Annotated in this window: 23 protein-coding genes and 1 tRNA gene; 15 read left to right on the plus strand and 9 right to left on the minus strand. The window is 68.5% G+C overall.

Annotated features, from left to right (window positions below; genetic code table 11):
- The first annotated feature begins 10 nt into the window (after positions 1-10).
- Positions 11-1,360 (plus strand): M16 family metallopeptidase, encoded by a 1,350-nt coding sequence (locus tag OG912_RS17155; RefSeq protein WP_327710107.1) that lies wholly within the window; start codon positions 11-13, stop codon positions 1,358-1,360.
- The gene (locus tag OG912_RS17160) at positions 1,357-2,505 is read left to right on the plus strand and encodes an insulinase family protein (RefSeq protein WP_327710108.1); all 1,149 of its coding nucleotides are present in this window, start codon (positions 1,357-1,359) and stop codon (positions 2,503-2,505) included. Before OG912_RS17155 ends, OG912_RS17160 begins: the two co-directional genes overlap by 4 nt.
- 124 nt (positions 2,506-2,629) lie before the next feature.
- Here OG912_RS17160 and OG912_RS17165 read toward each other — a convergent pair whose 3' ends face one another.
- Positions 2,630-3,355, minus strand: a complete 726-nt coding sequence (locus OG912_RS17165) for a DUF5324 family protein (protein WP_326737396.1) — start codon at positions 3,353-3,355, stop codon at positions 2,630-2,632.
- 382 nt (positions 3,356-3,737) lie between these two features.
- Between OG912_RS17165 and OG912_RS17170 the strand changes: the two genes are divergently transcribed.
- On the plus strand, positions 3,738-4,265 hold the full coding sequence (locus OG912_RS17170; RefSeq protein WP_326737395.1) for a peptidylprolyl isomerase: 528 nt from the start codon (positions 3,738-3,740) through the stop codon (positions 4,263-4,265).
- A gap of 153 nt (positions 4,266-4,418) precedes the next feature.
- Positions 4,419-5,327 (plus strand): rhomboid family intramembrane serine protease, encoded by a 909-nt coding sequence (locus tag OG912_RS17175; protein ID WP_327710109.1) that lies wholly within the window; start codon positions 4,419-4,421, stop codon positions 5,325-5,327.
- A 317-nt stretch (positions 5,328-5,644) separates the two neighbouring features.
- On the opposite strand, the gene crgA is transcribed toward OG912_RS17175, so the two are convergent.
- A complete protein-coding gene (crgA, locus tag OG912_RS17180) occupies positions 5,645-5,899 on the minus strand; it encodes a cell division protein CrgA (RefSeq protein WP_136326732.1) in 255 nt (84 codons plus the stop codon).
- Positions 5,900-6,040: 141 nt separating this feature from the next.
- On the opposite strand from crgA, the gene OG912_RS17185 reads away from it, so the two are divergent.
- From OG912_RS17185 to OG912_RS17210, 6 genes are read left to right on the plus strand one after another with little or no spacing between them, the layout of a single operon-like run.
- Entirely contained in the window at positions 6,041-6,808 is a 768-nt protein-coding gene (locus OG912_RS17185) for a DUF881 domain-containing protein (RefSeq protein WP_327710110.1), read from the plus strand.
- A gap of 25 nt (positions 6,809-6,833) precedes the next feature.
- Positions 6,834-7,568, plus strand: a complete 735-nt coding sequence (locus OG912_RS17190) for a class E sortase (RefSeq protein WP_327710111.1) — start codon at positions 6,834-6,836, stop codon at positions 7,566-7,568.
- A 56-nt stretch (positions 7,569-7,624) separates the two neighbouring features.
- Positions 7,625-7,813, plus strand: coding sequence for a hypothetical protein (locus OG912_RS17195; protein ID WP_326737391.1), 189 nt, complete (start codon positions 7,625-7,627; stop codon positions 7,811-7,813).
- Positions 7,810-8,448 (plus strand): aminodeoxychorismate/anthranilate synthase component II, encoded by a 639-nt coding sequence (locus tag OG912_RS17200; protein ID WP_326737390.1) that lies wholly within the window; start codon positions 7,810-7,812, stop codon positions 8,446-8,448. The genes OG912_RS17195 and OG912_RS17200 overlap by 4 nt, the downstream gene beginning before the upstream one ends.
- The gene (locus OG912_RS17205; RefSeq protein ID WP_327710112.1) at positions 8,445-9,848 is read left to right on the plus strand and encodes a class E sortase; all 1,404 of its coding nucleotides are present in this window, start codon (positions 8,445-8,447) and stop codon (positions 9,846-9,848) included. The genes OG912_RS17200 and OG912_RS17205 overlap by 4 nt, the downstream gene beginning before the upstream one ends.
- A 34-nt stretch (positions 9,849-9,882) precedes the next feature.
- Positions 9,883-10,611 carry a class E sortase gene (locus tag OG912_RS17210; protein ID WP_327710113.1) on the plus strand — a complete coding sequence of 243 codons (729 nt, stop codon included), beginning with the start codon at positions 9,883-9,885 and terminating at the stop codon, positions 10,609-10,611.
- Positions 10,612-10,684: 73 nt separating this feature from the next.
- Here OG912_RS17210 and pknB read toward each other — a convergent pair whose 3' ends face one another.
- The 6 genes from pknB to OG912_RS17240 form a co-directional block, all read right to left on the minus strand.
- On the minus strand, positions 10,685-12,682 hold the full coding sequence (pknB, locus tag OG912_RS17215) for a Stk1 family PASTA domain-containing Ser/Thr kinase (RefSeq protein ID WP_327710114.1): 1,998 nt from the start codon (positions 12,680-12,682) through the stop codon (positions 10,685-10,687).
- Positions 12,683-12,849: 167 nt separating this feature from the next.
- Positions 12,850-14,313 carry a peptidoglycan D,D-transpeptidase FtsI family protein gene (locus tag OG912_RS17220; RefSeq protein ID WP_327710115.1) on the minus strand — a complete coding sequence of 488 codons (1,464 nt, stop codon included), beginning with the start codon at positions 14,311-14,313 and terminating at the stop codon, positions 12,850-12,852.
- Positions 14,310-15,728 carry an FtsW/RodA/SpoVE family cell cycle protein gene (locus tag OG912_RS17225; RefSeq protein WP_327710116.1) on the minus strand — a complete coding sequence of 473 codons (1,419 nt, stop codon included), beginning with the start codon at positions 15,726-15,728 and terminating at the stop codon, positions 14,310-14,312. The genes OG912_RS17220 and OG912_RS17225 overlap by 4 nt, the downstream gene beginning before the upstream one ends.
- Before the next feature lie 23 nt (positions 15,729-15,751).
- The gene (locus OG912_RS17230; RefSeq protein ID WP_327710117.1) at positions 15,752-17,251 is read right to left on the minus strand and encodes a Stp1/IreP family PP2C-type Ser/Thr phosphatase; all 1,500 of its coding nucleotides are present in this window, start codon (positions 17,249-17,251) and stop codon (positions 15,752-15,754) included.
- Between the two features lie 129 nt (positions 17,252-17,380).
- Positions 17,381-17,896: an FHA domain-containing protein FhaB/FipA gene (locus OG912_RS17235; protein WP_148019768.1), complete on the minus strand. Its 516-nt coding sequence runs from the start codon at positions 17,894-17,896 to the stop codon at positions 17,381-17,383.
- A gap of 10 nt (positions 17,897-17,906) precedes the next feature.
- Positions 17,907-18,830 carry a DUF3662 and FHA domain-containing protein gene (locus OG912_RS17240; RefSeq protein ID WP_327710118.1) on the minus strand — a complete coding sequence of 308 codons (924 nt, stop codon included), beginning with the start codon at positions 18,828-18,830 and terminating at the stop codon, positions 17,907-17,909.
- A 314-nt stretch (positions 18,831-19,144) separates the two neighbouring features.
- On the opposite strand from OG912_RS17240, the gene OG912_RS17245 reads away from it, so the two are divergent.
- Positions 19,145-19,227 (plus strand) — tRNA-Leu (locus OG912_RS17245).
- A gap of 198 nt (positions 19,228-19,425) precedes the next feature.
- Here OG912_RS17245 and OG912_RS17250 read toward each other — a convergent pair.
- Positions 19,426-20,037, minus strand: coding sequence for an FMN-dependent NADH-azoreductase (locus OG912_RS17250; RefSeq protein WP_326737382.1), 612 nt, complete (start codon positions 20,035-20,037; stop codon positions 19,426-19,428).
- 123 nt (positions 20,038-20,160) lie between these two features.
- On the opposite strand from OG912_RS17250, the gene OG912_RS17255 reads away from it, so the two are divergent.
- The 4 genes from OG912_RS17255 to OG912_RS17270 all read left to right on the plus strand — a co-directional run bounded on the left by OG912_RS17255 (position 20,161) and on the right by OG912_RS17270 (position 23,540).
- The gene (locus OG912_RS17255) at positions 20,161-20,508 is read left to right on the plus strand and encodes a winged helix-turn-helix transcriptional regulator (RefSeq protein ID WP_326737381.1); all 348 of its coding nucleotides are present in this window, start codon (positions 20,161-20,163) and stop codon (positions 20,506-20,508) included.
- A 114-nt stretch (positions 20,509-20,622) separates the two neighbouring features.
- The gene (locus OG912_RS17260; RefSeq protein ID WP_327710119.1) at positions 20,623-22,074 is read left to right on the plus strand and encodes a DUF2252 domain-containing protein; all 1,452 of its coding nucleotides are present in this window, start codon (positions 20,623-20,625) and stop codon (positions 22,072-22,074) included.
- Positions 22,075-22,189: 115 nt separating this feature from the next.
- Positions 22,190-23,149: a J domain-containing protein gene (locus OG912_RS17265; protein ID WP_327710120.1), complete on the plus strand. Its 960-nt coding sequence runs from the start codon at positions 22,190-22,192 to the stop codon at positions 23,147-23,149.
- A 46-nt stretch (positions 23,150-23,195) separates the two neighbouring features.
- Positions 23,196-23,540: a rhodanese-like domain-containing protein gene (locus OG912_RS17270; RefSeq protein WP_326737378.1), complete on the plus strand. Its 345-nt coding sequence runs from the start codon at positions 23,196-23,198 to the stop codon at positions 23,538-23,540.
- The last annotated feature ends 194 nt before the right edge of the window (positions 23,541-23,734 follow it).

Consider the following 23,734-nt stretch of genomic DNA (forward strand, 5'->3'; position numbering starts at 1 on the left):
GTCTCGACTCATGGAATGGGTGATGCAGCCGGCGATTCGAACGCCAGACCTCAACGAGGCTAACCAGAGGTTCGTGACGCTGGCAAGGGTGCATGGAAATCGTGAGGTCCTCTGGCGTGCACTTCCCGAACTTCCTATGATCGGAAAGATGTTGGGGATTAGGGATTCTGTCCGCTCGGGGCTTCGCGTGGTTCTTCATGTCGCGCCGGACTCCGAGGTCGTCAGTGCAGCTCTCGCGGTCCGGGTCGGGTCTCGCAGTGAAACGTCCGCATGGTCCGGGCTTGCGCACTTGGCCGAACATGTGGCATGTGGTGCGGATACTCCTGGTTCGCGTGCCTTGGCTGCGGCAGGGGGCATGTGCAACGCGGTGACGCAGCCGGATTTCACGGCGTACCACGGTTACGTCGCTGCGGGGGACGGGGCGCTCCTGCTGGATCGGCTGATGGAGGTTCTCGCGGTCGGGGAGGTGTCCATCGAGCGATTACACAATGAAGTCAGCATCGTTGCGGACGAGTTGTCGGCCGCAGTCGACGGGGCGGTGATGGGAGGGTTTCCCTGGCTCTGGCTGCCTGGTTCTCTTTACAGCGAACCGGAATTCGCACACAACGGGTACGGCGATATGGATTCGCTGAGCCGGGTCACACCTGAAGTGCTGGCCCGCTTCTTTGGCGAACATTATGTCGCCGATAACGCGGTGCTCGCGGTGTGCGGACCGGATCCGGAGACGCTGCTTGATCGCATTCCCGTATTGCGGCGTGGGGAACTGTCCATCCACAGCGGAAGACTGCCCATGGTCGAACCCGGTCCGGCAACTGTTCTGACAGCTCCACAGCAACCGCACCGGGCGACCGCTCTGGCCTGGTCGCTGCCGCATATGGCACTCACCGCCGGCCATCTGCGGGCGGCCGTGCTGGGTGATGTGCTCGTGAACCAGCACGGCGGCGTGCTGGAGGATGCACTACGCGGAGCCCTGGAGACGGCCGCATACGTGGGGCCGTTCGCAGACCCCTGGGACGTCGCCGCCCCGCTCCCCTTCGTGGTCGAGGTGCATCACGACACCCAGGAGGACGCCCACGAGGTGCCATCAGCAGTGTTGGCCGTACTCAAGAACTGGGACGTGGAAGAAGAGCTGGTCGTGGCGGCGACGCGACAGATGGCGACCGAGCTCAAACAGCGACTGGCGGACCCGGTTACCTTGCCCAAGTTGTCGGTGGCCGCGCAGGTGGTGCACGGAGGAGTGGAACGGCTGGCCGCGGTGCCGCAGCAGCTGGCCGCCGTATCTCCTGAACAAGTACGGATGGCAGCCCAGCAGTTGGCGAACGAGCCCTATCGGATCCTGACCCGGGGACCACACGCATGAGCGCCCTGCTGATCAGGCGAAACTCGCCCCTGGCCTGGATCCGGGTACGGCTGATGCCCTCCGGAGCCGCAGGTCCCCGCTTGGTGGCCGGCCGGGTCCTCGCGGAGCTGCTGCCGGGTCTGCCCGTCAGCGGAGTTCCCCTGTACCGCAGGCTCGCGCTCCTGGGCTCCGTACTGAACGTCGAGGCCGATGGGCAGGGCATGGTTGCCCACATCACCGCCGAGCCCGACCGGATCGTGCCCACCCTCGAAGCCCTTTCGTCGGCCTTGCACGTGACGCTCCCGGCCGGATCACTCGCGGAGGCAAGGAGCGAAGCGGAAGCCACTTGGCAGTGGGAACGCAACGACAGCGAGGCATTGGCCGACCTGCTGGCCGACCTGGCCCTTCACACACCGCCCGTCCAATGGTCCAACCTGGCGGGCACCCTCACGGCAGCCATGGAGGGCAGCACCCCGGACTGGTCCAGCCCTGCCGCGGTCGGCGAGCTGTCCGCCACATACGTCGGGCCCCACGATGCCGATGCGGAAGCACTTCTGCACGAGCTCGTAACGCAGCAGGCAACGCCTGCCCATCCCTTTCAGGAATCCGCGCCGGCAGCCTCACACGCACACACCAAGCTCGATGTGGTGAGCGACGGCAGTACTCTCATACGCTTGGGCTGGCACGCGCCACGTCGTGACCACGACGACTTCCCGGCACTCGCCATCGCAGCGCGCATCGTGGGTGGCCATCATCGGGCCTGGCTGACCCAGGAGTTCCGCACGGAACGCGGCTGGGCCTACTCGCCCTGGTCCCTGCTGCGCTCCGGCCCCACGCACGGCCTGTGGCAGGTTTCCCTTCGTGTTCCGCACGCCCACGTGAAAGAAGCCGTCGACCGCACGCGGACTCTCATACGCACCTGCGCTCCGACGCTCGCTGAACACCATGCTGCGACAGCCCACGCGCGCACCGAAATCCTGCAGCTGTGCTCCGCCGGCGACACACAGGTCTCGCTGCTCGGCTACTGGCAAGAGCTTGGCATCGACCCACGCCAGGAGAAGGAGCGCTGGCTCACCGCGCTCGCAGCCACCACTCCCGAAGACGTCGCGCGGGCAGTGGGCCGTTGGCTGGACGCCGCCCCCCACATCGCGCTGAGCCTTGGATGACCGCACGAGGCGACGAAGGGACCCCCCTGACCTGTGCTTCACAGGTCAGGGGGGTCCCTTTCGGCTCCACGTGCCGACAGCCGGTGGCCCATCATGGGCAGGTCAGCGGCAGGTCAGCGGCAGGTCAGGGGCGGTCGTCCGGGTCCGGTCCGTCCGGGGCGTCCAGTCCCTCCGCCTCCGCGTCGGACTGCTTGGCCCGGACCTCCGGGTCCAGGATCGTCCGGTCGCTGCCGTCGACCGAGGTCAGCGGGTCACGGTCGTCGACCTCGGTGGGGGCCGGGGGCTCGACCAGCCAGTCGGGGTTGGCCTGCTTGTCCCACCACCGCCAGACGGCATAGGCGGCGCCCGCAAGGAGTCCGGCCACGGCCAGGCCCTTGACCGCGCGGCCGCACCTGGCCCGCCGTTCGTGCTTGCGGGCCAGCTTCCGGATCTCCTTCGGCGTCACCTGCCCGCGCAGAGCGGCCAGTGCGGCCGCGCTGCGGGCCGTGGCCTCCTCGGCCACGGGCTGAGCGGCGGCGATGGCGTGCTCGACGCGGGGGACGGTGTAGTCCGCAGCGCTCCGGGCGGCCTGGCGGGTGCGCAGCGCGGCGCGCTGCGCTGCCTCGTCGACCTTGGGGGGCACGTGCGCGAGGGCGAGTTCGAGACGTGGTGCGAGGTGTGCGTCGTACTGGACACGGGCCTGATGAGCTGCCTTCGACACCTTCGGCGCGAGCAGTGTGCGGGCCTCGTGCGCATAGTGAACGGCCTGTTCCTTGGCCGAGTCGGCGTAGGGCGCCACCACTACCGCGGCGTGCTGCACGCTGTCCCTCGCCGAGTCGGTTGCGGCGCGCACGCTGTCGATGCGGGTCACGGGATCCTCCTCCTTGGTGGCGGGTAGATACTCCGCCTTTCCACCCAGTTCGAGATCATGCCTGCAGAGGACCTGTGCGGCACGTGGGGCGGGCATCCGGGTCATTCGGGCCATCAGGGATGCCTCGGGGCAAGCGGGTGCAAGGGGAGCCTGTCGACGACAATGCCACGGTTCGGCCCGTGATGCGCCGGTCGTCACACACTTGGCCGCATGTGTTCCCGCGCCGCTGCCGCCGGCCGGCGGGGGAAGCCGCAGGCGGGCGGGGTCGGAAGGGGGGCGGATCGGTGCACCGGGCCCGTGCCGCGCAGTCGGGCCGGGCGCCGGGCGGGGTGGTCCGTGCGAGGATCGGTTGACGTCAGAGCAGACTTACGGAAGGCAGATCGTGGCCGAGCAGCTTTACGCCACCTTGAAGACCAATCAGGGCGACATCGAGATCCGGCTTCTGCCGAACCACGCGCCCAAGACGGTCAAGAACTTCGTCGAGCTCGCCACCGGTGAGCGCGAGTGGACCCACCCCGCGACCGGAGCCAAGTCCAAGGACCGGCTCTACGACGGCACCGTCTTCCACCGGGTCATCAGCGGTTTCATGATCCAGGGCGGCGACCCCCTGGGCAACGGAACGGGCGGTCCCGGGTACGAGTTCGGTGACGAGTTCCACCCCGACCTCGCCTTCACCAAGCCGTACCTGCTGGCGATGGCCAACGCGGGTCCGGGCACCAATGGCTCGCAGTTCTTCGTGACGGTGTCGCCGACCGCGTGGCTGACCGGCAAGCACACCATCTTCGGTGAGGTCGTGGACCCGGCGAGCCAGAAGGTGGTGGACACCATCGTGGCCACCCCGACCAACGACCGCACCGACCGCCCGGTGCAGGACGTGGTCATCGAGTCGGTCGTCGTCGAGAAGCGCTGATCGCCCGACGTCACCGTCCGGTCACCCTCCGGTCCTTCCGTCGGGAACCAACCGCCCTGTCCGTCCGTACTTGTTATGAGAGCGGACGCGCAGGGCGGTGCCGTGCGTGCTCTGCCACGACGAGGACCGAGGGGACCGGGAGTGATGCGACCGATGGACCAGCAGCCGCCGGGCAGCCAGGACCCGACCTCACCCGGTGACGGCCCGGTCGGTCCGGTCAGCTGCTACCGCCACCCGGACCGTGGGACGGCGATTCGCTGCACCCGCTGCGACCGCCCGATCTGCCCCGACTGCATGGTCAGCGCCTCCGTCGGCTTCCAGTGCCCGGACTGTGTGCGCCAGGGGTCCGGTACGGGACACCACCCGGCCGCCAGCAGGCCGCGCACGATCGCCGGCGGCAGGATCGCTGCCGACCCCCGGCTGGTCACCAAGATCCTGCTGGGGATCAATGTCGCGGTGTTCCTCGCGGTGCTGGCCAATGACACGCTGGTCAACGATCTGGCGCTGCTGGGCCGGGCCGTCTACTACGACGGTGGCCCGCCCCAGGGCGTCGCGGAGGGCCAGTGGTACCGGCTGGTGACGTCGATGTTCCTGCACCAGGAGGTGTGGCACATCGCCTTCAACATGCTGGGGCTGTGGTGGCTCGGCGGCCCGCTGGAGGCGGCGCTCGGCCGCGCCCGATATCTGGCGCTCTATCTGCTCTCCGGGCTGGCGGGCAGCGCTCTGACCTACTGGCTTGCCGCGCCGAACCAGCCGTCGCTGGGTGCCTCGGGAGCGATCTTCGGTCTGCTGGGCGCCACCGTGGTGCTGATGCGCCGGCTGAACTACGACATGCGCCCGGTCTTCACGATCCTGGCGATCAACCTGGTCATCACCTTCAACCCCTGGGGCGGAATCGCCTGGCAGGCACATGTCGGAGGGCTGATCGCCGGCGCGCTGATCGCGATCGGCATGGTGCACGCCCCACGTGAGCGGCGGAATCTCGTGCAGTACGGCACCTGTGCCGTGGCCCTGATCGTGGTGGTCCTGATCGTGGTCGCCAGAACGGCCGCATTGGCATAAGTGGCGGCGCCACGCAAGCCGTAAGCCCGATATGGACCGTTTGTGATCGAAGTTGTCCACAGCGTGTACGCGATCTTGTGCATCCTGCGGATATAACTGCGCCCCTTGTCGCTGAGCCGGGTTTTCCAGCTTTCTCCAGCTAGGACAAGGGGCGTGCCGCCCACATCGGGGCTGGCTGCAGTCACACCGGCGTCAACGGCCGAGGAGTTATCCACAGATCGTCTGACCTTTTCCCCCGCCTGTGGATAACGCTGTGGGTAACTCAGGGCAGGGGTTGCGGGACGGGTGCCCGCTGTGGTCCTAGGCGGTCTTCGGAACTACTTCCACTGGGTCGAGACGCCGAAGCCGCCGGCGATGAAGCCGAAGCCGACGACGATGTTCCAGTTCCCCAGCGAATCGATCGGCAGGTCGCCGTCGGTCACGTAGAAAACGACGATCCAGGCCAGACCGATCAGGAACAGCGCCAGCATCACCGGCGCCACCCAACTGCGGTTGGTCAGCTTTATGTTGGTTGCCTGCTTCGCCGGAGGGGGCGTGAAGTCGGCCTTCTTGCGGATACGTGACTTCGGCACGAGGAACTCTCCTGTCGATGCGCTGCGTGACCGCGCAGGGAACTGTGGCTGGCGCCGGGGCTGGGCGCGAGGGGGAATGCTGCCTCCCCCGGGCGTCCGTTAGCGTAGTGCTTCCGTGGCGCCTAAGGAGATAAGGGTACGTTGAGCAATTCTGCCGACTCTCCCCCAGGGCCGGTCCGGCGCACCTTCCGGCATCCGGCCAAAGTGCTCACCGCTGCCGTTTTCGCCCTGGCCGGCCTCATCTTCGTCACCAGCGCCAATACGGCCAAGGGCACCAATATCCGTACGGACTCCTCGCTGCTGAAACTCTCCGATCTCATTCAGCAGCGCAGCGAGAAGAATGCCGCCCTGGACGAGTCCGCCGCCTCCGTCCGCGAGGAGATCGACACCCTCGCCCAGCGCGACGACGGCAGCACCAAGGCGGAGGACGCCAAGCTCAAGGGGCTGGAACGCGCCGCAGGCACCGCGAAGCTCTCCGGTCGCGCGGTCTCCGTCACGCTCGACGACGCCCCTCCGAACGCCACCGCGAGCCCCGGCTACCCCGATCCGCAACCCAATGACCTGGTCATTCACCAGCAGGACCTGCAGGCGGTCGTCAACGCCCTGTGGCAGGGCGGCGCCCGTGGCATCAAGGTCATGGACCAGCGGCTGATCTCCACCAGCGCGGTGCGCTGCGTCGGCAACACCCTGATCCTCCAGGGGCGGGTCTACTCGCCGCCGTACAAGATCACCGCCGTCGGTGATCCCGGAAAGCTGGAGGGGGCCCTCGACGCTTCCCCGGCGATCCAGAACTACCTGCTGTACGTGAAGGCGTACGGGCTCGGCTGGAAAGTCGACGAGCACGGGGCGGTGACTCTTCCCGGCTACTCGGGCACAGTGGATCTCCACTATGCGGAGCCGGTGAAGTAGCAAGCAGCTGCGGGGAGGCCGACCGGTGTCGGTGCGACTGATCGTCAGGACGTTCAGCGAGCTGTGCATCACCGCCGGCGCCCTGATCGTCCTCTTTGTGGTCTACGTCCTGTTCTGGACCGGGGTGAAGGCCGCAGGCGCGACCGAGGGACAGATCGACGACCTGCAGAAGCAGTGGGCGCAGGGGGCGGTCGCCGTGCCCGGTCCCGATCCCGCACCGTCCGCGTCCGCGTCCGCGTCGGCGTCACCGAAGTCGCCCGCTCCGAAGGCACCGGCCGCCAAGGCGTACCGCGACGGGAAGCCGTTCGCGATGCTCTACATACCCCGTTTCGGCAAGAACTGGGAGCGGCCTGTCCTGGAGAACACCGAGGTCAAGACCTTGCAGAAGGGTCTCGGTCACTACCGTGGCACCGCGGGACCCGGTGAGACCGGGAACTTCGCGGTGGCCGGCCACCGGCGTACGTACGGCGACCCGTTCAAGGACTTCCCGAAGCTGCGCCCCGGCGACGCGGTGCTGGTGACGGACGGGACGACATGGTTCACGTACCGCATCGACAAGAAGCCGTACCGCACCGTCCCGAGCGATGTCGGTGTCATCGACCCGGTCCCCCGCAAGTCCGGCTTCGACGGGCCCGGCCGCTATCTGACACTGACCACCTGCGAGCCCGAGTGGGGCAGCAGTCACCGGCTGATCGCCTGGGCGCACCTGGACGCGACCCAGCCCGTCACCGACGGGAAGCCCGCGGCTTTCCACAGCTGACCCACGGCCGTGCTCCGGCCCTTTAGTCTGGTCCCGTACCGAATGGAGGGGTCAGCATGTACGGCTGGATCTGGCGGCATCTGCCGGGCAACGCGTGGGTGCGAGGGTTCATTTCGCTCGTGCTCGCCCTGGCGGTCGTCTACGTCCTGTTCCAGTACGTCTTCCCGTGGGCGGAGCCACTGCTTCCGTTCGGCGATGTGACGGTGGACGGCGACGGCGCGAGCGCGATGGGGGCCCTTCGATGAGCGCCCGCATCCTGGTCGTGGACAACTACGACAGCTTCGTCTTCAACCTCGTCCAGTACCTCTACCAGTTGGGTGCCGAGTGCGAGGTGCTCCGCAACGACGAGGTGACCACGGCCCACGCCCAGGACGGCTTCGACGGCGTTCTGCTCTCGCCCGGACCGGGTACCCCCGAGCACGCGGGCGTCTGCATCGACATGGTGCGGCACTGTGCGGCGACCGGCGTCCCGGTCTTCGGCGTCTGTCTGGGCATGCAGTCGATGGCGGTGGCGTACGGCGGCGTGGTGGACCGCGCCCCCGAGCTGCTGCACGGCAAGACGTCCCCGGTGCTCCACGAGGGCAGGGGCGTGTTCGCCGGTCTGCCCTCACCCTTCACCGCGACCCGCTACCACTCGCTCGCCGCCGAGCCGGGCACGATCCCCGAGGAGCTCGAGGTCACCGCACGGACGGCCGACGGCATCATCATGGGGCTGCGCCACCGGGAGCTGGCGGTCGAAGGGGTGCAGTTCCATCCGGAGTCGGTGCTCACCGAGCACGGTCACCTGATGCTGGCGAACTGGCTGGCGCAGTGCGGTGACGCCGGAGCCGTCGAGAGGTCGGCGGGACTCGCGCCGGTGGTGGGCAAGGCCGTCGCGTGACCCCACCCCGCCACGGATCCGACGCCGGACAGGACGACCCGTACGAACCGGGTGGGTTCGAGGCGGCGGGTGCGTTCGAGGCGGCGGTGGACCACCTGGCGGACCCGCTGAACGACCCGCTGCCGGGGCGTCACGCATCGCCGTGGTTCCGCGCGGAACCCGTGCCGGCGGCGCAGGCGGTCACGGACACCGGCCCGGCGGGAGAGCCCGGCGCCGGGACGGCATCGACGCAGGCGTCACACGGGCCACAGGCGGCCCAGGACCCTCCGCGCGAGTGGTATGACCCCGAGGGCTACGAACGGGACTGGTACGGCCACCAGGAGCCCGCGCAGGCTTCACCCGTCACCGCCGCGTCGCCCGTCCCACCCGCCGAGCCGCAGCCCCGCCATGCCGAGCCACAGCCCCGCCACGACGAGACCGTCGCGCTGCGGAAGGCGGAGCCCCGGCGCATAGTCGTGGCCGACGAGGCGGTGACGGCGGTCCTGCCGCTGACGACGATCCGTCCGCACCCGGACCGCGATTCCGGCCCGGGGGACGCCGAGGAACCGGACACCTCCGCTCCGCCCACGGGCGGACGGGCCGAGCGGCGCCGGGCGGCGAAGGGCCGGGGACGCAGACGAGGCGACGTGCCGTCGGAGACCGCGTCGGCGGGGGCCGATGGCGCGGGCGCCACGCCCCCGAAGCCGATGTCGCGCGTCGAGGCGCGACGGGCGGCCAAGGCGGCCAAGGACAGCCCCGCGGTCGTCGTCAGCCGGGTGGTCGGTGAGCTGTTCATCTCGCTGGGCGTACTGATGCTGCTGTTCGTCACCTACCAGCTGTGGTGGACGAACGTGCGCGCCGACCAGATCGCCGGCCGGGAGACGAACAAGATCCAGGACGACTGGGCCCACGGTAAACGCAGCCCCGGAGTGTTCGCACCGGGTGAGGGCTTCGCCATCATCCACATCCCGAAACTCGACGTGGTCACGCCGATCGCCGAAGGCATCAGCAAGGAGAAGGTCCTCGACCGAGGGATGGTCGGGCACTACGGCGAGGCACCGCTGCGCACGGCGATGCCCGCGGACAAGCAGGGCAACTTCGCCTTGGCCGGCCACCGCAACACGCACGGCGAACCCTTCCGCTACGTCAACCGGCTGACCCCCGGCGACAAGATCGTGGTGGAGACGCAGGAGGCCTACTACACGTACGAGATGACGAGCGTCCTTCCCCAGACCTCACCCTCCAATGTGTCGGTCATCGGGGCGGTGCCGCCCCAGTCGGGGTTCAAGAAGCCCGGCCGCTACATCACCCTGACGACCTGTACGCCCGAATTCACGAGTACGTACCGTTTGATCGTCTGGGGCAAGATGGTCGACGAACGGCCGCGCAGCAAGGGAAAGCCCGACGCGCTCCTGGACTGAGCGGGCCGAACGACATCACGACAGGGGCGGTGCGGTGGCAGCGAGGACCGAGGACGAAGAGCAGATCGGCGAGTCCGCGCCGCCGGTACGGCCCAGGGGCCGCCATCCCGTCGCGACCACCATCAGTGTCTTCGGTGAACTGCTGATCACCGCCGGCCTGGTACTCGGCCTCTTCGTCGTCTACTCCCTCTGGTGGACGAACGTGCTCGCCGACCGCGAGGCCACCAAACAGAGCCACACCGTCCGCGACCGCTGGGCCGGCGGCCCGGGTGCGCTGGACACCAAGGACGGCATCGGCTTCCTGCACGTCCCCTCGATGAAGAACGGCGAGGTGCTCGTCAAGAAGGGCACCGACACCGAGAACCTCAACGACGGCATCGCCGGCTACTACACCGATCCGGTGAAGTCGGCGCTCCCCTCGGCCAAGGAGGGCAACTTCACCCTGGCCGCCCATCGTGACGGTCACGGGGCGAAGTTCCACAACATCGACAAGGTGCGGACCGGGGACGCGATCGTCTTCGAGACCAAGGACACCTGGTACGTCTACAAGGTCTTCAAGGAGCTTCCCGAGACGTCGAAGTACAACGTCGACGTGCTCCAGTCGATCCCGAAGGGCTCGGGTGCGAAGAAGGCCGGCCGCTACATCACGCTGACGACGTGCACGCCCGTCTTCACGTCGAAGTACCGCTACATCGTGTGGGGCGAGCTGGTGCGTACGGAGAAGGTCGACCGCGACCGTACGCAGCCGGCGGAGCTGCGCTGACCGGTACGGCGACGCACAGAGGGCCCCGGTCACCGCTGAGGTGACCGGGGCCCTGTGCGCTGTGCCGGGAGTGCTACTGGCCGTTGTGCCCGCCGAGCAGGCCGTTCCCGTTTCCGTTCCCGCCCACTGTGGTGAGCGTGATGACGGTGGTGGCCGGGTCGGCCTGGGTGTTCGGCTGGGGGTCGATGTTGGCGACCAGGGCGTTGCCGTCCTGCGAGCTGCCCTCGGCGAACTGGATCTGCGTGAAGCCGGCATCGGCCAGCTTCTGCTGGGCGTCGGACACCTTCCCGCCCCTGACCTCAGGGACGGGGACCGTCGGGGGCTGCGTCGGGCCCTTGGAGACCTTGAGGAGGATCGCGGTGTCCTTGCCGACCTTCTCGTTGGGTCCCGGGGTCTGGCCGACGACGATGCCCGCTTCCTTCTCGGCGTTGTCGACCTCGGACTTGCCGACATTGGTGAAGCCGAGCTGCGTGAGCTGGGCCAGCGCGGCGTCGTACGTACGGTCAGTCACCGGGGGCACCGTGAGCAGCTTCTCCGTGGCCACCGAGAGCTTCACCTCGGAGTTCTTCTCGGCCTTCGCGTTGCCCTTCGGCGTCTGATCCAGGACGGTCCCCGGATCCGCGTCGGCGGACTCGACCGAATCGACGGTGACCGTGAATCCCTGGTCTTCGAGGACCTTGCGCGCGTTCGCCTCGGACTTCTCCGTGACGTCCGGGACGCTGACCTTCGGCGCACCGCTGGAGACGAAGACGGTGATGGTGTCGCCTTCCGAGACCGTCTGGTCCTTCGCCGGCGTCTGTCGGCAGATCTTGCCCGCGGGTTGCTCCTCGCACTCCTCCTTCGGGCCCTGCTTGAGGATGGTGCCGGTGTTGTCCGCGAGCAGCTTCGCTTCCTTGACGGTCGAACCGACCATGTTCGGCGCCTTGAACGTGCCGTCGCCGCTGTCGCCGTCGCCGCCGAAGACCGCCTTGCCGATGAGGATCGCGCCGACCAGCACCAGGATGCCCGCGATGACCAGCAGGATCGTCGAGGTGTTGCCCTTCTTCTGCCGGCGGCGGTCGGGGCGGTCGTCGTAGCCGTAGCCGCCGTCGTCCGGGTTGACCGGCGGCAGCATCGACGTGCGGTCGCCGTGCTGGTCCGCGGCCCGCAGGGCGGTGGTGGGCTGGTCGTTGTCGTAACCGCCGTAGCCGCCGTAACCGGCCGCGCCCATCGCTGCGGTCGCCGCGACCGGCTGACCGTCGAGGCAGGCCTCGATGTCGGCGCGCATCTCGTCGGCCGACTGGTAGCGGTAGTCGGGGTCCTTGGTGAGGGCCTTCAGCACGATCGCGTCCATCTCGGGCGTGATCTCGGGGTCGAAGTTGCTGGGCGGCTGAGGCTCTTCCCGTACGTGCTGGTAGGCCACCGCGACGGGTGAGTCCCCGACGAACGGCGGTCTGACGGCCAGCAGCTCGTAGAGCAGGCAGCCGGTGGAGTACAGGTCGGAGCGCGCGTCGACCTGCTCGCCCTTGGCCTGCTCCGGGGAGAGGTACTGGGCGGTGCCGATGACGGCCGCGGTCTGGGTCATCGTCATGCCGGAGTCGCCCATGGCGCGGGCGATGCCGAAGTCCATGACCTTGACCTGGCCGGTGCGTGTCAGCATGACGTTCGCCGGCTTGATGTCGCGGTGGACGATCTGGGCGCGGTGCGAGTACTCCAGCGCCTGGAGGATCCCGACGGTCATTTCGAGGGTGCGCTCGGGCAGCAGTCTGCGACCGGAGTGCAGCAGCTCCCTGAGCGTCGACCCGTCGACGTACTCCATGACGATGTACGGGATCGAGACCCCGTCGACATAGTCCTCACCGGTGTCGTAGACCGCGACGATCGCCGGGTGGTTGAGCGAGGCGGCGGACTGGGCCTCACGGCGGAACCGGGCCTGGAAGGACGGATCGCGGGCGAGGTCCGCCCGGAGCGTCTTCACAGCTACGGTGCGGCCGAGCCGGGTGTCGTGAGCGAGGTAGACCTCGGCCATGCCACCACGGCCGAGCACCGAGCCCAGCTCGTACCGGCCGCCGAGGCGACGCGGCTCTTCCATAACTGTTCCAGCCCTCTCCGTCAGTCCTGACCGCACCGGTGTGCGGTCCGGCGGTGTGCTGTTCGCGCATACGCTACCGGCCGCGCACTACCTGATCAGCCCGCAGGCAATACCTGATATCCGACCGGTATCCCAATGTGCAGATATGGTGCCCGGTGTGATCGCCGTCACTTCTCGCTGTCGATGACTGCCTTCATGACGGCCTGTGCGATGGGGGCGGCCAGGCCACCACCGGAGATGTTGTCGCGCAGCGCCTTGCTGTCCTCGACGACCACGGCCACGGCTACGGGGGAGCCGCTGTCGGTCTTCGCGTACGAGATGAACCAGGCGTACGGCTTCTCGCTGTTGTTGAGGCCGTGCTGTGCGGTACCCGTCTTGCCGCCGACGGTGGCACCCGGGACCTTGGCGTTCGTACCCGTACCGGAGGAGACGACGGTCTCCATCATCTGCTGGAGCTTCTGGGCGTTCTCACCCGAGAGCGGCTGGCTGAGCTGCTCCGGTTCGTGGGTGTAGATGTCGTCCAGGCCGGGCGACTGACGCTTGGCGACCATGTACGGCTGCATCAGCTTGCCGTCGTTGGCGACCGCGGCCGCCACCATGGCCATCTGGAGCGGGGTGGCGCGGTTGGACGCCTGGCCGATGCCCGCCATGGCGTTCTGCGGGCGGTTGTCCTTGGGGTAGATGCTCGCGGCGGAGCGGACCGGGGAGAAGATCTCCTTGTTGAAGCCGAACTTGTCGGCCTCGTCGATCATCTTCTGGTTGCCGAGGTCATCGCTGATCTTGCCGAAGACGGTGTTGCAGGACATCCGCAGCGCTTCCCGGAGCGAGGCGTTCTCGCACGGGATGTTGCCCTCGTTGGCCAGGGGCTTCCCGGTGGTCAGCGGAAGCCGCCACGGCAGCGGCGACTTCGTGTCCGCGTCGATGTCCGTGTAGAGCCCGTTCTCCAGAGCGGCGGCCGCGGTGACGACCTTGAAGGTCGAGCCGGGCGGGTAGGTCTCGCGCAATGCCCTGTTGAGCATCGGCTTGTCCTTGTCCTTCTGGAGCTTCTGCCAGGCCTCGGAGTCCTTGTCGGAGTTGCCCGCGAAGGTCGAGGGGTCGTACGAGGGTGTGCTCGCGAGGGCCAGGATGGCGCCCGTCTTCGGGTCGAGGGCGGCGACGGCGCCCTTCTTGTTGCCGAGTCCCTCGAAGGCGGCCTTCTGGGCGGCGCTGTTGAGCGTCGTGACGACGTTGCCGCCCTGCTTCTTGTCACCGGTGAACATCGACATCGTGCGGTCGAAGAAGAGCTGGTCGTCGTTGCCGGTGAGGATGCCGTCCTCGATGCTTTCGAGCTGGGTGGCACCGAAGGCCTGCGAGGAGTAGCCGGTGACGGGGGCCCACAGGGGGCCGTTCTCCCAGACTCGCTTGTACTTGAAGTCGCCGCTCTTGGTCTCGACGGACCCCGTGACCGACTTGCCGCCGTCCACGATGATGTTGCCGCGCTCGTGGGCGTACCGCTCGATGCGGACGCGGCGGTTCTCGTCGCGGGTGCTGAGCTCGTCGGCCTTCACGTACTGGAGGTAGTTGGTGCGGACGAGCAGGGCGAGGACGAGGATGCCGCAGAAGATCGCGATCCGGCGCAGGGGCTTGTTCACGGGCGGACCACCTGGGTCATCTCGGCATCGGAGGAAGGAGCGGGGGTGGGCGCCGGGCGGCGTGCCGTGTCGCTGATCCGGATCAGGATCCCGATCAGCGCCCAGTTGGCGATCACGGACGAACCACCGGCCGCGAGGAACGGCATCGTCATACCGGTCAGCGGGATGAGGCCCATGACGCCACCGGCGACGACGAAGACCTGGATGGCGAAGGCGCCGGAGAGGCCGATCGCCAGCAGCTTGCCGAAGGGGTCGCGGGCGGCGAGGGCCGTGCGGACACCGCGTTCGACGATGAGGCCGTAGATCAGCAGGACGGCCATCATCCCGGCCAGACCGAGTTCTTCACCGACGGTGGAGAGGATGAAGTCGGCGTTGGCGGCGAAGCCGATCAGGTCGGAGTGGCCCTGGCCCCAGCCGGTGCCCAGGGTGCCGCCGGACCCGAACGACATGATGGCGTTGGAGATCTGCTCGCAGGCGCCGCTCACGTCGGTGGAGTAGCAGGCGAACGGGTCCTGCCAGGCGGTCACTCGTGACTGCACGTGCGGTTCGAAGGTGGCCACACCCACGGCCCCGGCCGCCGACATCAGCAGACCGAAGACGATCCAGCTGGTCCGCTCCGTCGCGACGTACAGCATGATCACGAAGAGGCCGAAGAACAGGAGTGACGTTCCGAGGTCGGTCTCGAAGACCAGGATCAGGATCGACAGCGCCCAGATGACGAGGATAGGCCCCAGGTCGCGGCCGCGGGGCAGATACAGGCCCATGAAGCGACGGCTGGCCAGGGCCAGGGCATCACGTTTCACCATGAGATAGCCGGAGAAGAAGATCGCGATGATGATCTTCGCGAACTCGCCGGGCTGGATGGAGAAGGGGCCGAGACTGACCCAGATCTTGGCGCCGTTCACGGCCGGGAAGAACATCGGCAGGACCAGCAGGACCAGCGCCGCCACCATGGAGATGTAGGTGTACCGCTGCAGGATGCGATGGTCCTTGAGGATTATCAACACCGCGACCAGGAGGGCGACGCCGACTGCGGAGTACATCAGTTGCTTCGGGGCGTCGGGGGTGAATTTGCCCCATGCGCCCTCGGCACGGTCGATCAGCCGCTGCGACTGGTCCAGACGCCAGATCAGCACCAGGCCCAGCCCGTTGAGCAGCGTGGCCAGGGGCAGCAGCAGCGGGTCCGCGTACGGGGCGAACTTGCGCACCACAAGGTGGGCCACGCCGCCGAGCAGGACCAGGCCGAGTCCGTAGCCGAACATGCCGGAGGGCAGCGAGCCGTCGATGGCAAGCCCCACGTTGGCGTAGGCGAACACCGAGATGGCGATGGCGAAGACCATCATCATCAGTTCGGTGTTGCGCCGGCTCGGTGCGTCGATCGCGCCGATCGTGGTCGTGTTGGTGACAACGCTCATGGTGCTGAAGGCCCCCTACGGCTTTACTGCTTACCGCACTGCGGGACCAGCTTCTTCTCTTCCTCCGAGAGGCTGGGACCAGGAGTGGGAGTCGCTGAAGTCTGCTTGGTCTTGGTGGTGGTGCCGGACGTCGAGGACGTCTTGGTGGCGTCCGTGTCCGTGCCGCTGGCCTGGCCCGCGTCGCTGGGGGCGTTCTTCTCGGCTGCGCGGCGCTGTGCGTCCTTCTTGCAGGCGGTGGCCTGGGCTGCGAGCTCGGTGACCTTCTCGCGGGCGTCGGCCAGGTTGCCCTCGGCGATCGTCGCCTCGACCTGCTTGCGCTGGTACGGCGGGAGGTACTTGAGTTCGATCTCGGGGTGGTCCTTCTCGACCTTCGAGAGCGAGACCCACGCGAGGTCCTGGCTGATGCCCCGGTACAGCGCGACGTTGTCGTTCTTCGCGCCGACGAAGTACTGGGTCTGGGTCCAGCGGTAGCCGCCGTAAACACCGCCGCCGATGACCGCCAGGGCGAGCACGATGTACAGGGAGCGCTTGAGCCACTTGCGGCCGCCGGGCTTGACGAAGTCTTCGTCGGAGTAGGACCCGAAGGCCCCGTCCGGCATTCCGTCGTAGCCGACGTCGTCACCGCTGCCGGGAGGGCCGAAGCCGCCCGCGGGCGGCGGGACGGGGCGGCCGAGACCGGCCGCGCGTCCGGCGGGGGTCTCCATGGCGCCGCCGTCGTTCAGCTGGGCGGCCTGGTTCTCCGCGACGGCTCCGACGATGACCGGGGTGTCGTTGAGCTGACCGGCCAGGGTGTCGTTGCTGTCGACGTCGAGGACGTCGGCGACGATGCAGGTGATGTTGTCCGGACCGCCGCCGCGCAGGGCGAGCTGGATGAGGTCCTGGATGGTCTCCTGCGGGCCCTGGTAGCTGGCGAGCGTCTCCTCCATCGTCTGGTGGGAGACGACGCCGGAGAGCCCGTCGGAGCAGATCAGATAGCGGTCGCCGGCCCGGACCTCACGGATGGAGAGATCGGGTTCGACGTGGTCGCCACTGCCCAGCGCGCGCATCAGCAGGGAGCGCTGCGGGTGGGTGGTGGCCTCCTCCTCGGTGATCCGGCCCTCGTCGACCAGCCGCTGGACCCAGGTGTGGTCCTGCGTGATCTGCGTCAGGACGCCGTCCCGCAGCAGATAGGCGCGCGAGTCACCGACGTGTACGAGGCCGAGGCGCTGGCCCGTCCAGAGGAGCGCGGTGAGCGTGGTGCCCATGCCCTCCAGCTGGGGGTCCTCCTCGACCATCATGCGCAACTGGTCGTTGGCCCGCTGGACCGCCGTACCGAGCGACGTGAGGATGTCGGAGCCGGGCACGTCGTCGTCGAGCTGGACGAGCGTGGAGATCACCTCGGAGCTGGCGACCTCACCGGCTGCCTGCCCGCCCATGCCGTCGGCGATGGCGAGCAGGCGCGGTCCGGCATAGCCGGAGTCCTCGTTGCCCTCGCGGATCATGCCCTTGTGCGATCCGGCGGCGAAGCGCAGGGAAAGACTCATGCGCACCTCGCCCGTCGGTTCGGGGTACAACCGGTCTCGAGCCACACTGCCCACCCTCCGGTCGGGAGCCTGGCCGGGTCCGATGCCCGGGCCGCCGCGGCTCGCTCGCTCCGCTCGCTCATTGTCGTACTACTTCCGCAGCTCGATGACGGTCTTGCCGATCCGGATCGGCGCGCCCAGCGGAACAGGCGTCGGGGTGGTGAGACGGGTCCGGTCCAGATACGTGCCGTTGGTGGACCCGAGATCCTCGACGATCCACTGGCCGTCACGGTCGGGGTAGATCCTGGCATGCCTGCTGGACGCGTAGTCGTCGTCCAGCACGATCGTTGAATCATGGGCCCGGCCCAGCGTGATGGTCTGGCCCTGGAGCGCCACCGTGGTGCCGGTGAGCGTCCCCTCGGACACGACCAGTTTGGTCGGTGCTCCCCGGCGCTGGCGGCCGGGCTGCTGGCGTTGCTGCGGCGGTGCCGCAGCGGTCTGGCGTGCCTGTGGAGGCCGCGCGTCGGTAGCAGTGCGGCGTGAGCCGCGCTGCGTGACGCGCGTTCCGAACAGGTCACTTCGAATGACCTGGACGGCCACGATCACGAATAGCCACAGAACAGCCAGGAATCCTAGCCGCATGACCGTAAGGGTCAGCTCTGACATTGCCCCCGCTTCACCCTTCGGCTTGCCGGTAAACGATGGTGGTGCTGCCCACGACGATCCGCGAGCCGTCGCGGAGCGTAGCGCGGGTTGTGTGCTGCCCGTCTACCACGATGCCGTTGGTAGACCCGAGATCCTGGATCGTCGAGGGCGTTCCGGTCCTGATCTCACAGTGCCTGCGGGATACGCCGGGGTCGTCGATTCGCACGTCGGCGTCGGTACTGCGTCCCATCACCAGCGTCGGCCGGGAGATCTGATGGCGTGTGCCATTGATCTCGATCCAGCGTCGCACCTGCGTGTTCGGCAGGGGGCTGGGGGTGGCCGGCGGGCGACGGTCGGGTCCTGGGGCTCCGCCGTGCCTGGCGCCCGGCGGCGGGGCCGCGGGCATGGGCGGGGGGGAGCTGGGCGGGTAGCCGTAGCCGCCGGGGGCCTGGGGACGCCCGTGTCCGGGGCGGGCGGGCGGTGCGGCCTGCTGTCCCGGGTGGTTCTGGTATCCCTGCTGGCCCTGCTGGCCCTGCTGACCGAGTTGGCCGGGCTGGCCGGGCTGTTCCTGCTGTGACGAACTCGACGCCAGGGTGCGGCTGCGAACCCGGTAGAGCCCGGTGTCGAGGTCGTCCGCCTTCTCCAGGTGCACCTTGATGGGCCCCATGAAGGTGTACCGCTGCTGCTTGGCGTAGTCCCTGACCAGCCCGGAGAGCTCGTCGCCCAGCTGGCCGGAGTACGGGCTGAGACGCTCGTAGTCGGGGGCGCTGAGCTCGACGATGAAGTCGTTGGGGACGACGGTCCGCTCGCGGTTCCAGATGGTGGCGTTGTTGTCGCACTCCCGCTGGAGGGCGCCGGCGATCTCGACCGGCTGGACCTCGGACTTGAAGACCTTGGCGAAGGTGCCGTTGACCAGACCTTCGAGACGCTGCTCGAAACGCTTCATGACTCCCATGGGGCACCTCCTCCGGTGTCGTCGTCCCTGTACTGCTTACTGATCGTATCCACGCGTCGGGAAATCGGCTGGTTCCCCTTGTCTGCACTGTGGATGAGTGTCCCCCCTCACACGGATCGTAGAGGCGGCCTCCTGACAGTGTCCCGCACCTTGGGTGCACTCAGGAGGAGTGGGGGGATGCGGCTCCGGGTTCCCGGTTCCCTCCGGGCGTTCTGCGAAACAAACGGATGTGAATCCACCCTGTCCAGCGTGCTAATCTTCCGTTTGTCGCCAGGCGCTCACCGAACAAGTGAGAGTCTGGAAACACCACTCATGCGCGAGTGGCGGAACGGCAGACGCGCTGGCTTCAGGTGCCAGTGTCCTTAGGGACGTGGGGGTTCAAATCCCCCCTCGCGCACAAGCAAGAAGCCCCACAGGCCAATGGCCTGTGGGGCTTCTTCAGTTTGGGGCCGGGTGGGTGCCCGGGTGGTTTGGTTTCACGTGAAACGCCCGATTCGAGCCTATGGGGGGCTTGGGTGGCCTTCGGGGTACTGAAGAGGAAGGGCCGGGGTCTGCGACCCCGGCCCTTCCTCTTCAGGTGATTCTCAGGCGGTTCTCAGGCGGCGAGGCGGGAAGCGAGGGCCTTGGCCTTCTCGGAGGCGTCGGTGAGCGCCTTGGCGCGGGAGGAGTCGGCGAGCGGGATGAGCTCGGCCATCTGCGGGTTGGTGCGGGCCAGGGTGAGCTCCGGGACGATGAAGTCGACCTCGGCGGCGAACATCGAGGTCAGCAGCTTCTCCAGGTAGTTCTGGACGAACTCGGCGTCCTCGCGCGGGGTGCCCGCCGCGTAGGAGCCGCCGCGGCTGGCGACGACGGTGATCGGGGTGCCGGCCACGGGGCTGTCGGGGCCGACGTTGTGGCCGACGATGATCACGTGGTCGAGCCAGGCCTTGAGCGTCGACGGAATCGTGAAGTTGTACATGGGGGCGCCGATCAGAACGGCGTCCGCGGCGGCAAGCTCCGCGGCGAGCTCGCCGCGCAGCGGGTGCTCGGCACCGGCTCCGACGGCCTCGGCATCCAGGTGCGGCAGGGGCTCGGCGGCGAGGTCGCGGTAGACGACCTTCCCGTCGGGGTGCTGCTCGCGCCAGGTCTGTACGAATGCGGCGGTGACCTCGCGCGACGCGGAGCCCTGGGGGAAGACGGCGGAATCAAGGTGCAGGAGGGTGGCCATGAAGGTCTCCACGGTTAGGTGAGGGGCGGGTCGATGCACGGCTCAATATTTCGTACGTACCTAGTAATAACATAGTGACTTACAAATAGTAAGTCCCTCACGCTCACGCAGTACCCTGGGCTCATGGCGGATCACAGCGAGCAGGCGTGCAGGCGGGTGGACGTAGGGATCAGTCGCGTCTTCGAGCTGTTCGGCAAGCGCTGGACGGGGCCGATCGTTTCCGTACTGATGCAGCATCCGGTGCACTTCGCCGACCTGCGCCGTGCCATTCCGGGCATCAGCGAGCGCATGCTCTCGGACCGGCTGACCGAACTGGGGGCTGCGGGCCTGGTGGTCCGCGAGGTCGACGAGGGGCCGCCGCTGCGGGTCTCGTACCGCCTGACGCAGGCCGGTGCCGCGATGGAACCCGCGCTCAAGGAACTGGGGAGCTGGGCCGAAACCCACCTGAAGGACGACCTCGGCGGCTGTTAGCCGGAGTCCGGGCGGGGGATCGGCGGGCAGCGGTACCGTCTCGGCAGTTGTTGCTGGACCGGGACGCCGGACGCCGACGGCGGCGCCGGGTGCGGTCGGGGGAGGCTGCGCGCCATGAGCGAGATCGAAGCGACCGTGCCGGTACAGCGGGCTGTGAAGGACGGCGCGCGTATTCCGGTCGTGCCCGGGTTCGCCCGTCGCGTGGACCCGGAGAACCCGAGCGCACCGCTGTCGCCGAGGGATGCGGGCAAGGCCCTGCGCCGGCACGTGCCCCGCTCCTCCCACAGCTCCCTGGTTCTGCCTGCGGGGCGGCCCGACGCCGTGCGGGCGGTCGAGGAGTCGAATCAGGGCCGGGTGCCGGGCCTCACACCGATACGGGTGGGGCGGATGGCCGCCACGCCGTTCGCCTTTCTGCGGGGTTCGGCGGGTCTGATGGCCCACGACCTGGTGGGGACTCCCGTCACCGGGGTGGCCGCTCAGCTCTGCGGTGACGCGCACGCGGCGAATTTCGGGCTGTACGGCGATGCCCGCGGCAGCCTGGTCATCGACCTGAACGACTTCGACGAGACCGTGGCCGGCCCCTGGGAGTGGGACCTCAAGCGTCTCGCCACCTCGCTGGTGCTCGCGGGCCGCGAGGCCGGTGCGGACGAGGACACCTGCCGCAGGGGTGCGTACGACACGGTGGGCGCGTACCGGCGGACCATGCGGCTGCTGGCACGGCTGCCCGCGCTCGACGCGTGGAACGCCATCGCCGACGAGGAACTGGTCTCGCACACGGACGCGCGGGATCTGCTGGGCACCCTGGAGCGGGTGTCGGAGAAGGCGCGCAACAACACCAGCGCCCGCTTCGCCGCGAAGTCCACGGAGGACTCCGGGGACGGCGGGCGCCGGTTCGTCGACGCGCCGCCGGTGCTGCGCCGGGTGCCGGACGCGGAGGCCGCAGCCGTGGCGGCGGGGCTGGGTGACTACCTGAGCACCGTCTCGGAGGACCGGGTGCCGCTGCTGGCCCGGTACGCGATCCACGATGTGGCGTTCCGGGTGGTCGGCACGGGGAGCGTGGGCACCCGGTCGTACGTGGTGCTGCTGCTGGATCACCGGGGCGAGCCGCTGGTCCTGCAGGTGAAGGAGGCCAGGCAGTCGGTGCTGGCGCCCTATCTGCCGGCCGTGGGCTTCGATGTGCCGGAGGTGGGGCACGAGGGGCGCCGGGTCGTGCTCGGGCAGAAGCGGATGCAGGTTGTCAGCGACATCCTGCTGGGCTGGGCGACCGTGGAGGGCCGGCCCTTCCAGGTGCGTCAGTTCAGGAACCGGAAGGGCAGCGTCGACCCGGCGGCGCTGGCGGCCGACCAGGTCGACGACTACGGCCGGATGACCGGTGCGCTGCTGGCGCGGGCTCATGCGCACAGTGCCGATCCACGGCTCATCGCGGGCTACTGCGGGAAGAACGACGAGCTGGACGAAGCGGTGGCGGCGTTCGCGGTGACGTATGCGGACCGTACCGAGGCGGACCACGCGGAGCTGGTGCAGGCCATCGGCGCAGGACGGATAGCCGCCGAGCAGGGGGTGTGAGGCCTGCTGTGCGGGGGTGCGTTGCCCGCCCCGGGGCCTGCTGTGTCAGGGGTGTGATGCCCGCTGCGCCGACCGCGCGTCCTCGGCAGGCCGGCCGTGGCCATACGCTGGACGGGTGACCCACGAAGCCCCCGGGGTGCCGACCACCCGGAACGACGATGCCCGGCAGGACGACGCCCTGCAGGACGAGCAGCCCGGCTCCCCTGCCGAGACGCCCGCTGACGGCGGCGACGGCGCTGCGGGAGCCGCCGCAGCCGGTGCGGATGCCGGTGCGTCCGCGGCCGGCGAGACCACTGGGCAGGCGCGTCCCGAGGCACGGCTGGCACATGCTGTGCGGGTGGCCGAGCAGGCGCTGATCGAGTTCGAGATCGCGGTCGAGACGTTCCGGGTCGAGGTGGAGAACTTCTCCCGGCTGCACCACCAGCGGCTGGGCCCGATGTACGCACGGCTCGACGAGCTCGACGCGCAGATCGCGGAGGCACGGGCCGCCAGAACGGGCGATCCCGAGGATCTGCGCAAGGCGCAGGACGCGCGCTCGATCGTGATGCCGATGCCGGGGATCGACGAGTTGTTCCACGACTGGATCGACTCCGACGGGCTGTCCCCCGAGGCTGCGGCCATGCTGACCGAGCAGCCGGTCCGGCCGCCCAAGCGGGTCCGGCCGACCGACGAGGCACGCAAGCTCTACCGCGAGCTGGCACGTAAGGCTCACCCGGATCTGGCCCAGGACGAGAAGGAACGGGCCCGCCGGGACGAGTTCATCACCCGCGTCAACGCCGCATACGGGCGCGGGGACGAGGCGCTGCTCAAGGAACTGGCCCAGGAGTGGGCGGCCGGGCCGGTCCTGCCCCAGGCGGAGCTCAGCGAGGCCGACGAGCTCTACGCCCGGCTGAACTGGCTGACCCAGCGCAAGGAACTGCTGACCGTGCTCGCCCAGGAGCTGGAGCAGAGCGCGATCGGCGCCATGCTGCGGATGGCGCCGGATGATCCCGATCACCTGCTGGAAGAGATCGCCGAGCAGTTGCTGGGCGAGGTCTCACAGCGTGAGACCGAGTTGGCGGGCCTGGTGCAGTAGCGTTTCCGGTGACTTCGGTGCGCACTTACGAGAGAAGGCATGACCCATGAATTTCGCCCCGCTTCCCGCGGTCGACGTCACGGCGGTGCCGGCGGACGGCCTCGTGCTGGACGTCCGGGAGGACGACGAATGGGCGGCCGGGCATGTCGACGGCGCCCTGCACATTCCGATGAGTGGCTTCGTGGGCCGCTTCGGTGAGCTGACCGAGGCGGTGGAGGACGGTCGGCGCGTGCACGTGATGTGCCGGGTCGGCGGCCGGTCCGCCCAGGTCACCCAGTATCTGGTGCAGCAGGGCATCGATGCCGTGAACATCGAAGGCGGCATGCTCGCCTGGGATGGTGCGGGACGCCCGATGGTCACCGACAACGGCGCCCCCGCCTTCGTCGTCTGACCTCGCTGGTCCGTCGGCCGACCTCGCTGGTTAACGTTCGGCGTTCACTGTCCGGTGTTCGTTCTTCGCTTTTCGTTCTTTGCTGTCCGGCCGGCCCGGGTCCTCGTTGAGAGGCCCCGGGCTCTGTCGTCGGGCCTCTCAACGAGGACCCGGGCCTGTGGACGTTTCGGACCATGGTCGTCCGTGGCTGGTCC

It is taken from the genome of Streptomyces sp. NBC_00464, assembly GCF_036013915.1.
Classification (GTDB): domain Bacteria; phylum Actinomycetota; class Actinomycetes; order Streptomycetales; family Streptomycetaceae; genus Streptomyces.

Coding starts and splice junctions, on each gene's coding strand:
- OG912_RS17155 (WP_327710107.1), top strand. CDS start 11: ATGGAATGGGTGATGCAGCCGGCGATTCGAACGCCAGACCTCAACGAG.
- OG912_RS17160 (WP_327710108.1), top strand. CDS start 1,357: ATGAGCGCCCTGCTGATCAGGCGAAACTCGCCCCTGGCCTGGATCCGG.
- OG912_RS17175 (WP_327710109.1), top strand. CDS start 4,419: ATGGACCAGCAGCCGCCGGGCAGCCAGGACCCGACCTCACCCGGTGAC.
- OG912_RS17195 (WP_326737391.1), top strand. CDS start 7,625: ATGTACGGCTGGATCTGGCGGCATCTGCCGGGCAACGCGTGGGTGCGA.
- OG912_RS17200 (WP_326737390.1), top strand. CDS start 7,810: ATGAGCGCCCGCATCCTGGTCGTGGACAACTACGACAGCTTCGTCTTC.
- pknB (WP_327710114.1), bottom strand. CDS start 12,682: ATGGAAGAGCCGCGTCGCCTCGGCGGCCGGTACGAGCTGGGCTCGGTG.
- OG912_RS17225 (WP_327710116.1), bottom strand. CDS start 15,728: ATGAGCGTTGTCACCAACACGACCACGATCGGCGCGATCGACGCACCG.
- OG912_RS17230 (WP_327710117.1), bottom strand. CDS start 17,251: ATGAGTCTTTCCCTGCGCTTCGCCGCCGGATCGCACAAGGGCATGATC.
- OG912_RS17235 (WP_148019768.1), bottom strand. CDS start 17,896: ATGTCAGAGCTGACCCTTACGGTCATGCGGCTAGGATTCCTGGCTGTT.
- OG912_RS17240 (WP_327710118.1), bottom strand. CDS start 18,830: ATGGGAGTCATGAAGCGTTTCGAGCAGCGTCTCGAAGGTCTGGTCAAC.
- OG912_RS17250 (WP_326737382.1), bottom strand. CDS start 20,037: ATGGCCACCCTCCTGCACCTTGATTCCGCCGTCTTCCCCCAGGGCTCC.
- OG912_RS17255 (WP_326737381.1), top strand. CDS start 20,161: ATGGCGGATCACAGCGAGCAGGCGTGCAGGCGGGTGGACGTAGGGATC.
- OG912_RS17260 (WP_327710119.1), top strand. CDS start 20,623: ATGAGCGAGATCGAAGCGACCGTGCCGGTACAGCGGGCTGTGAAGGAC.
- OG912_RS17270 (WP_326737378.1), top strand. CDS start 23,196: ATGAATTTCGCCCCGCTTCCCGCGGTCGACGTCACGGCGGTGCCGGCG.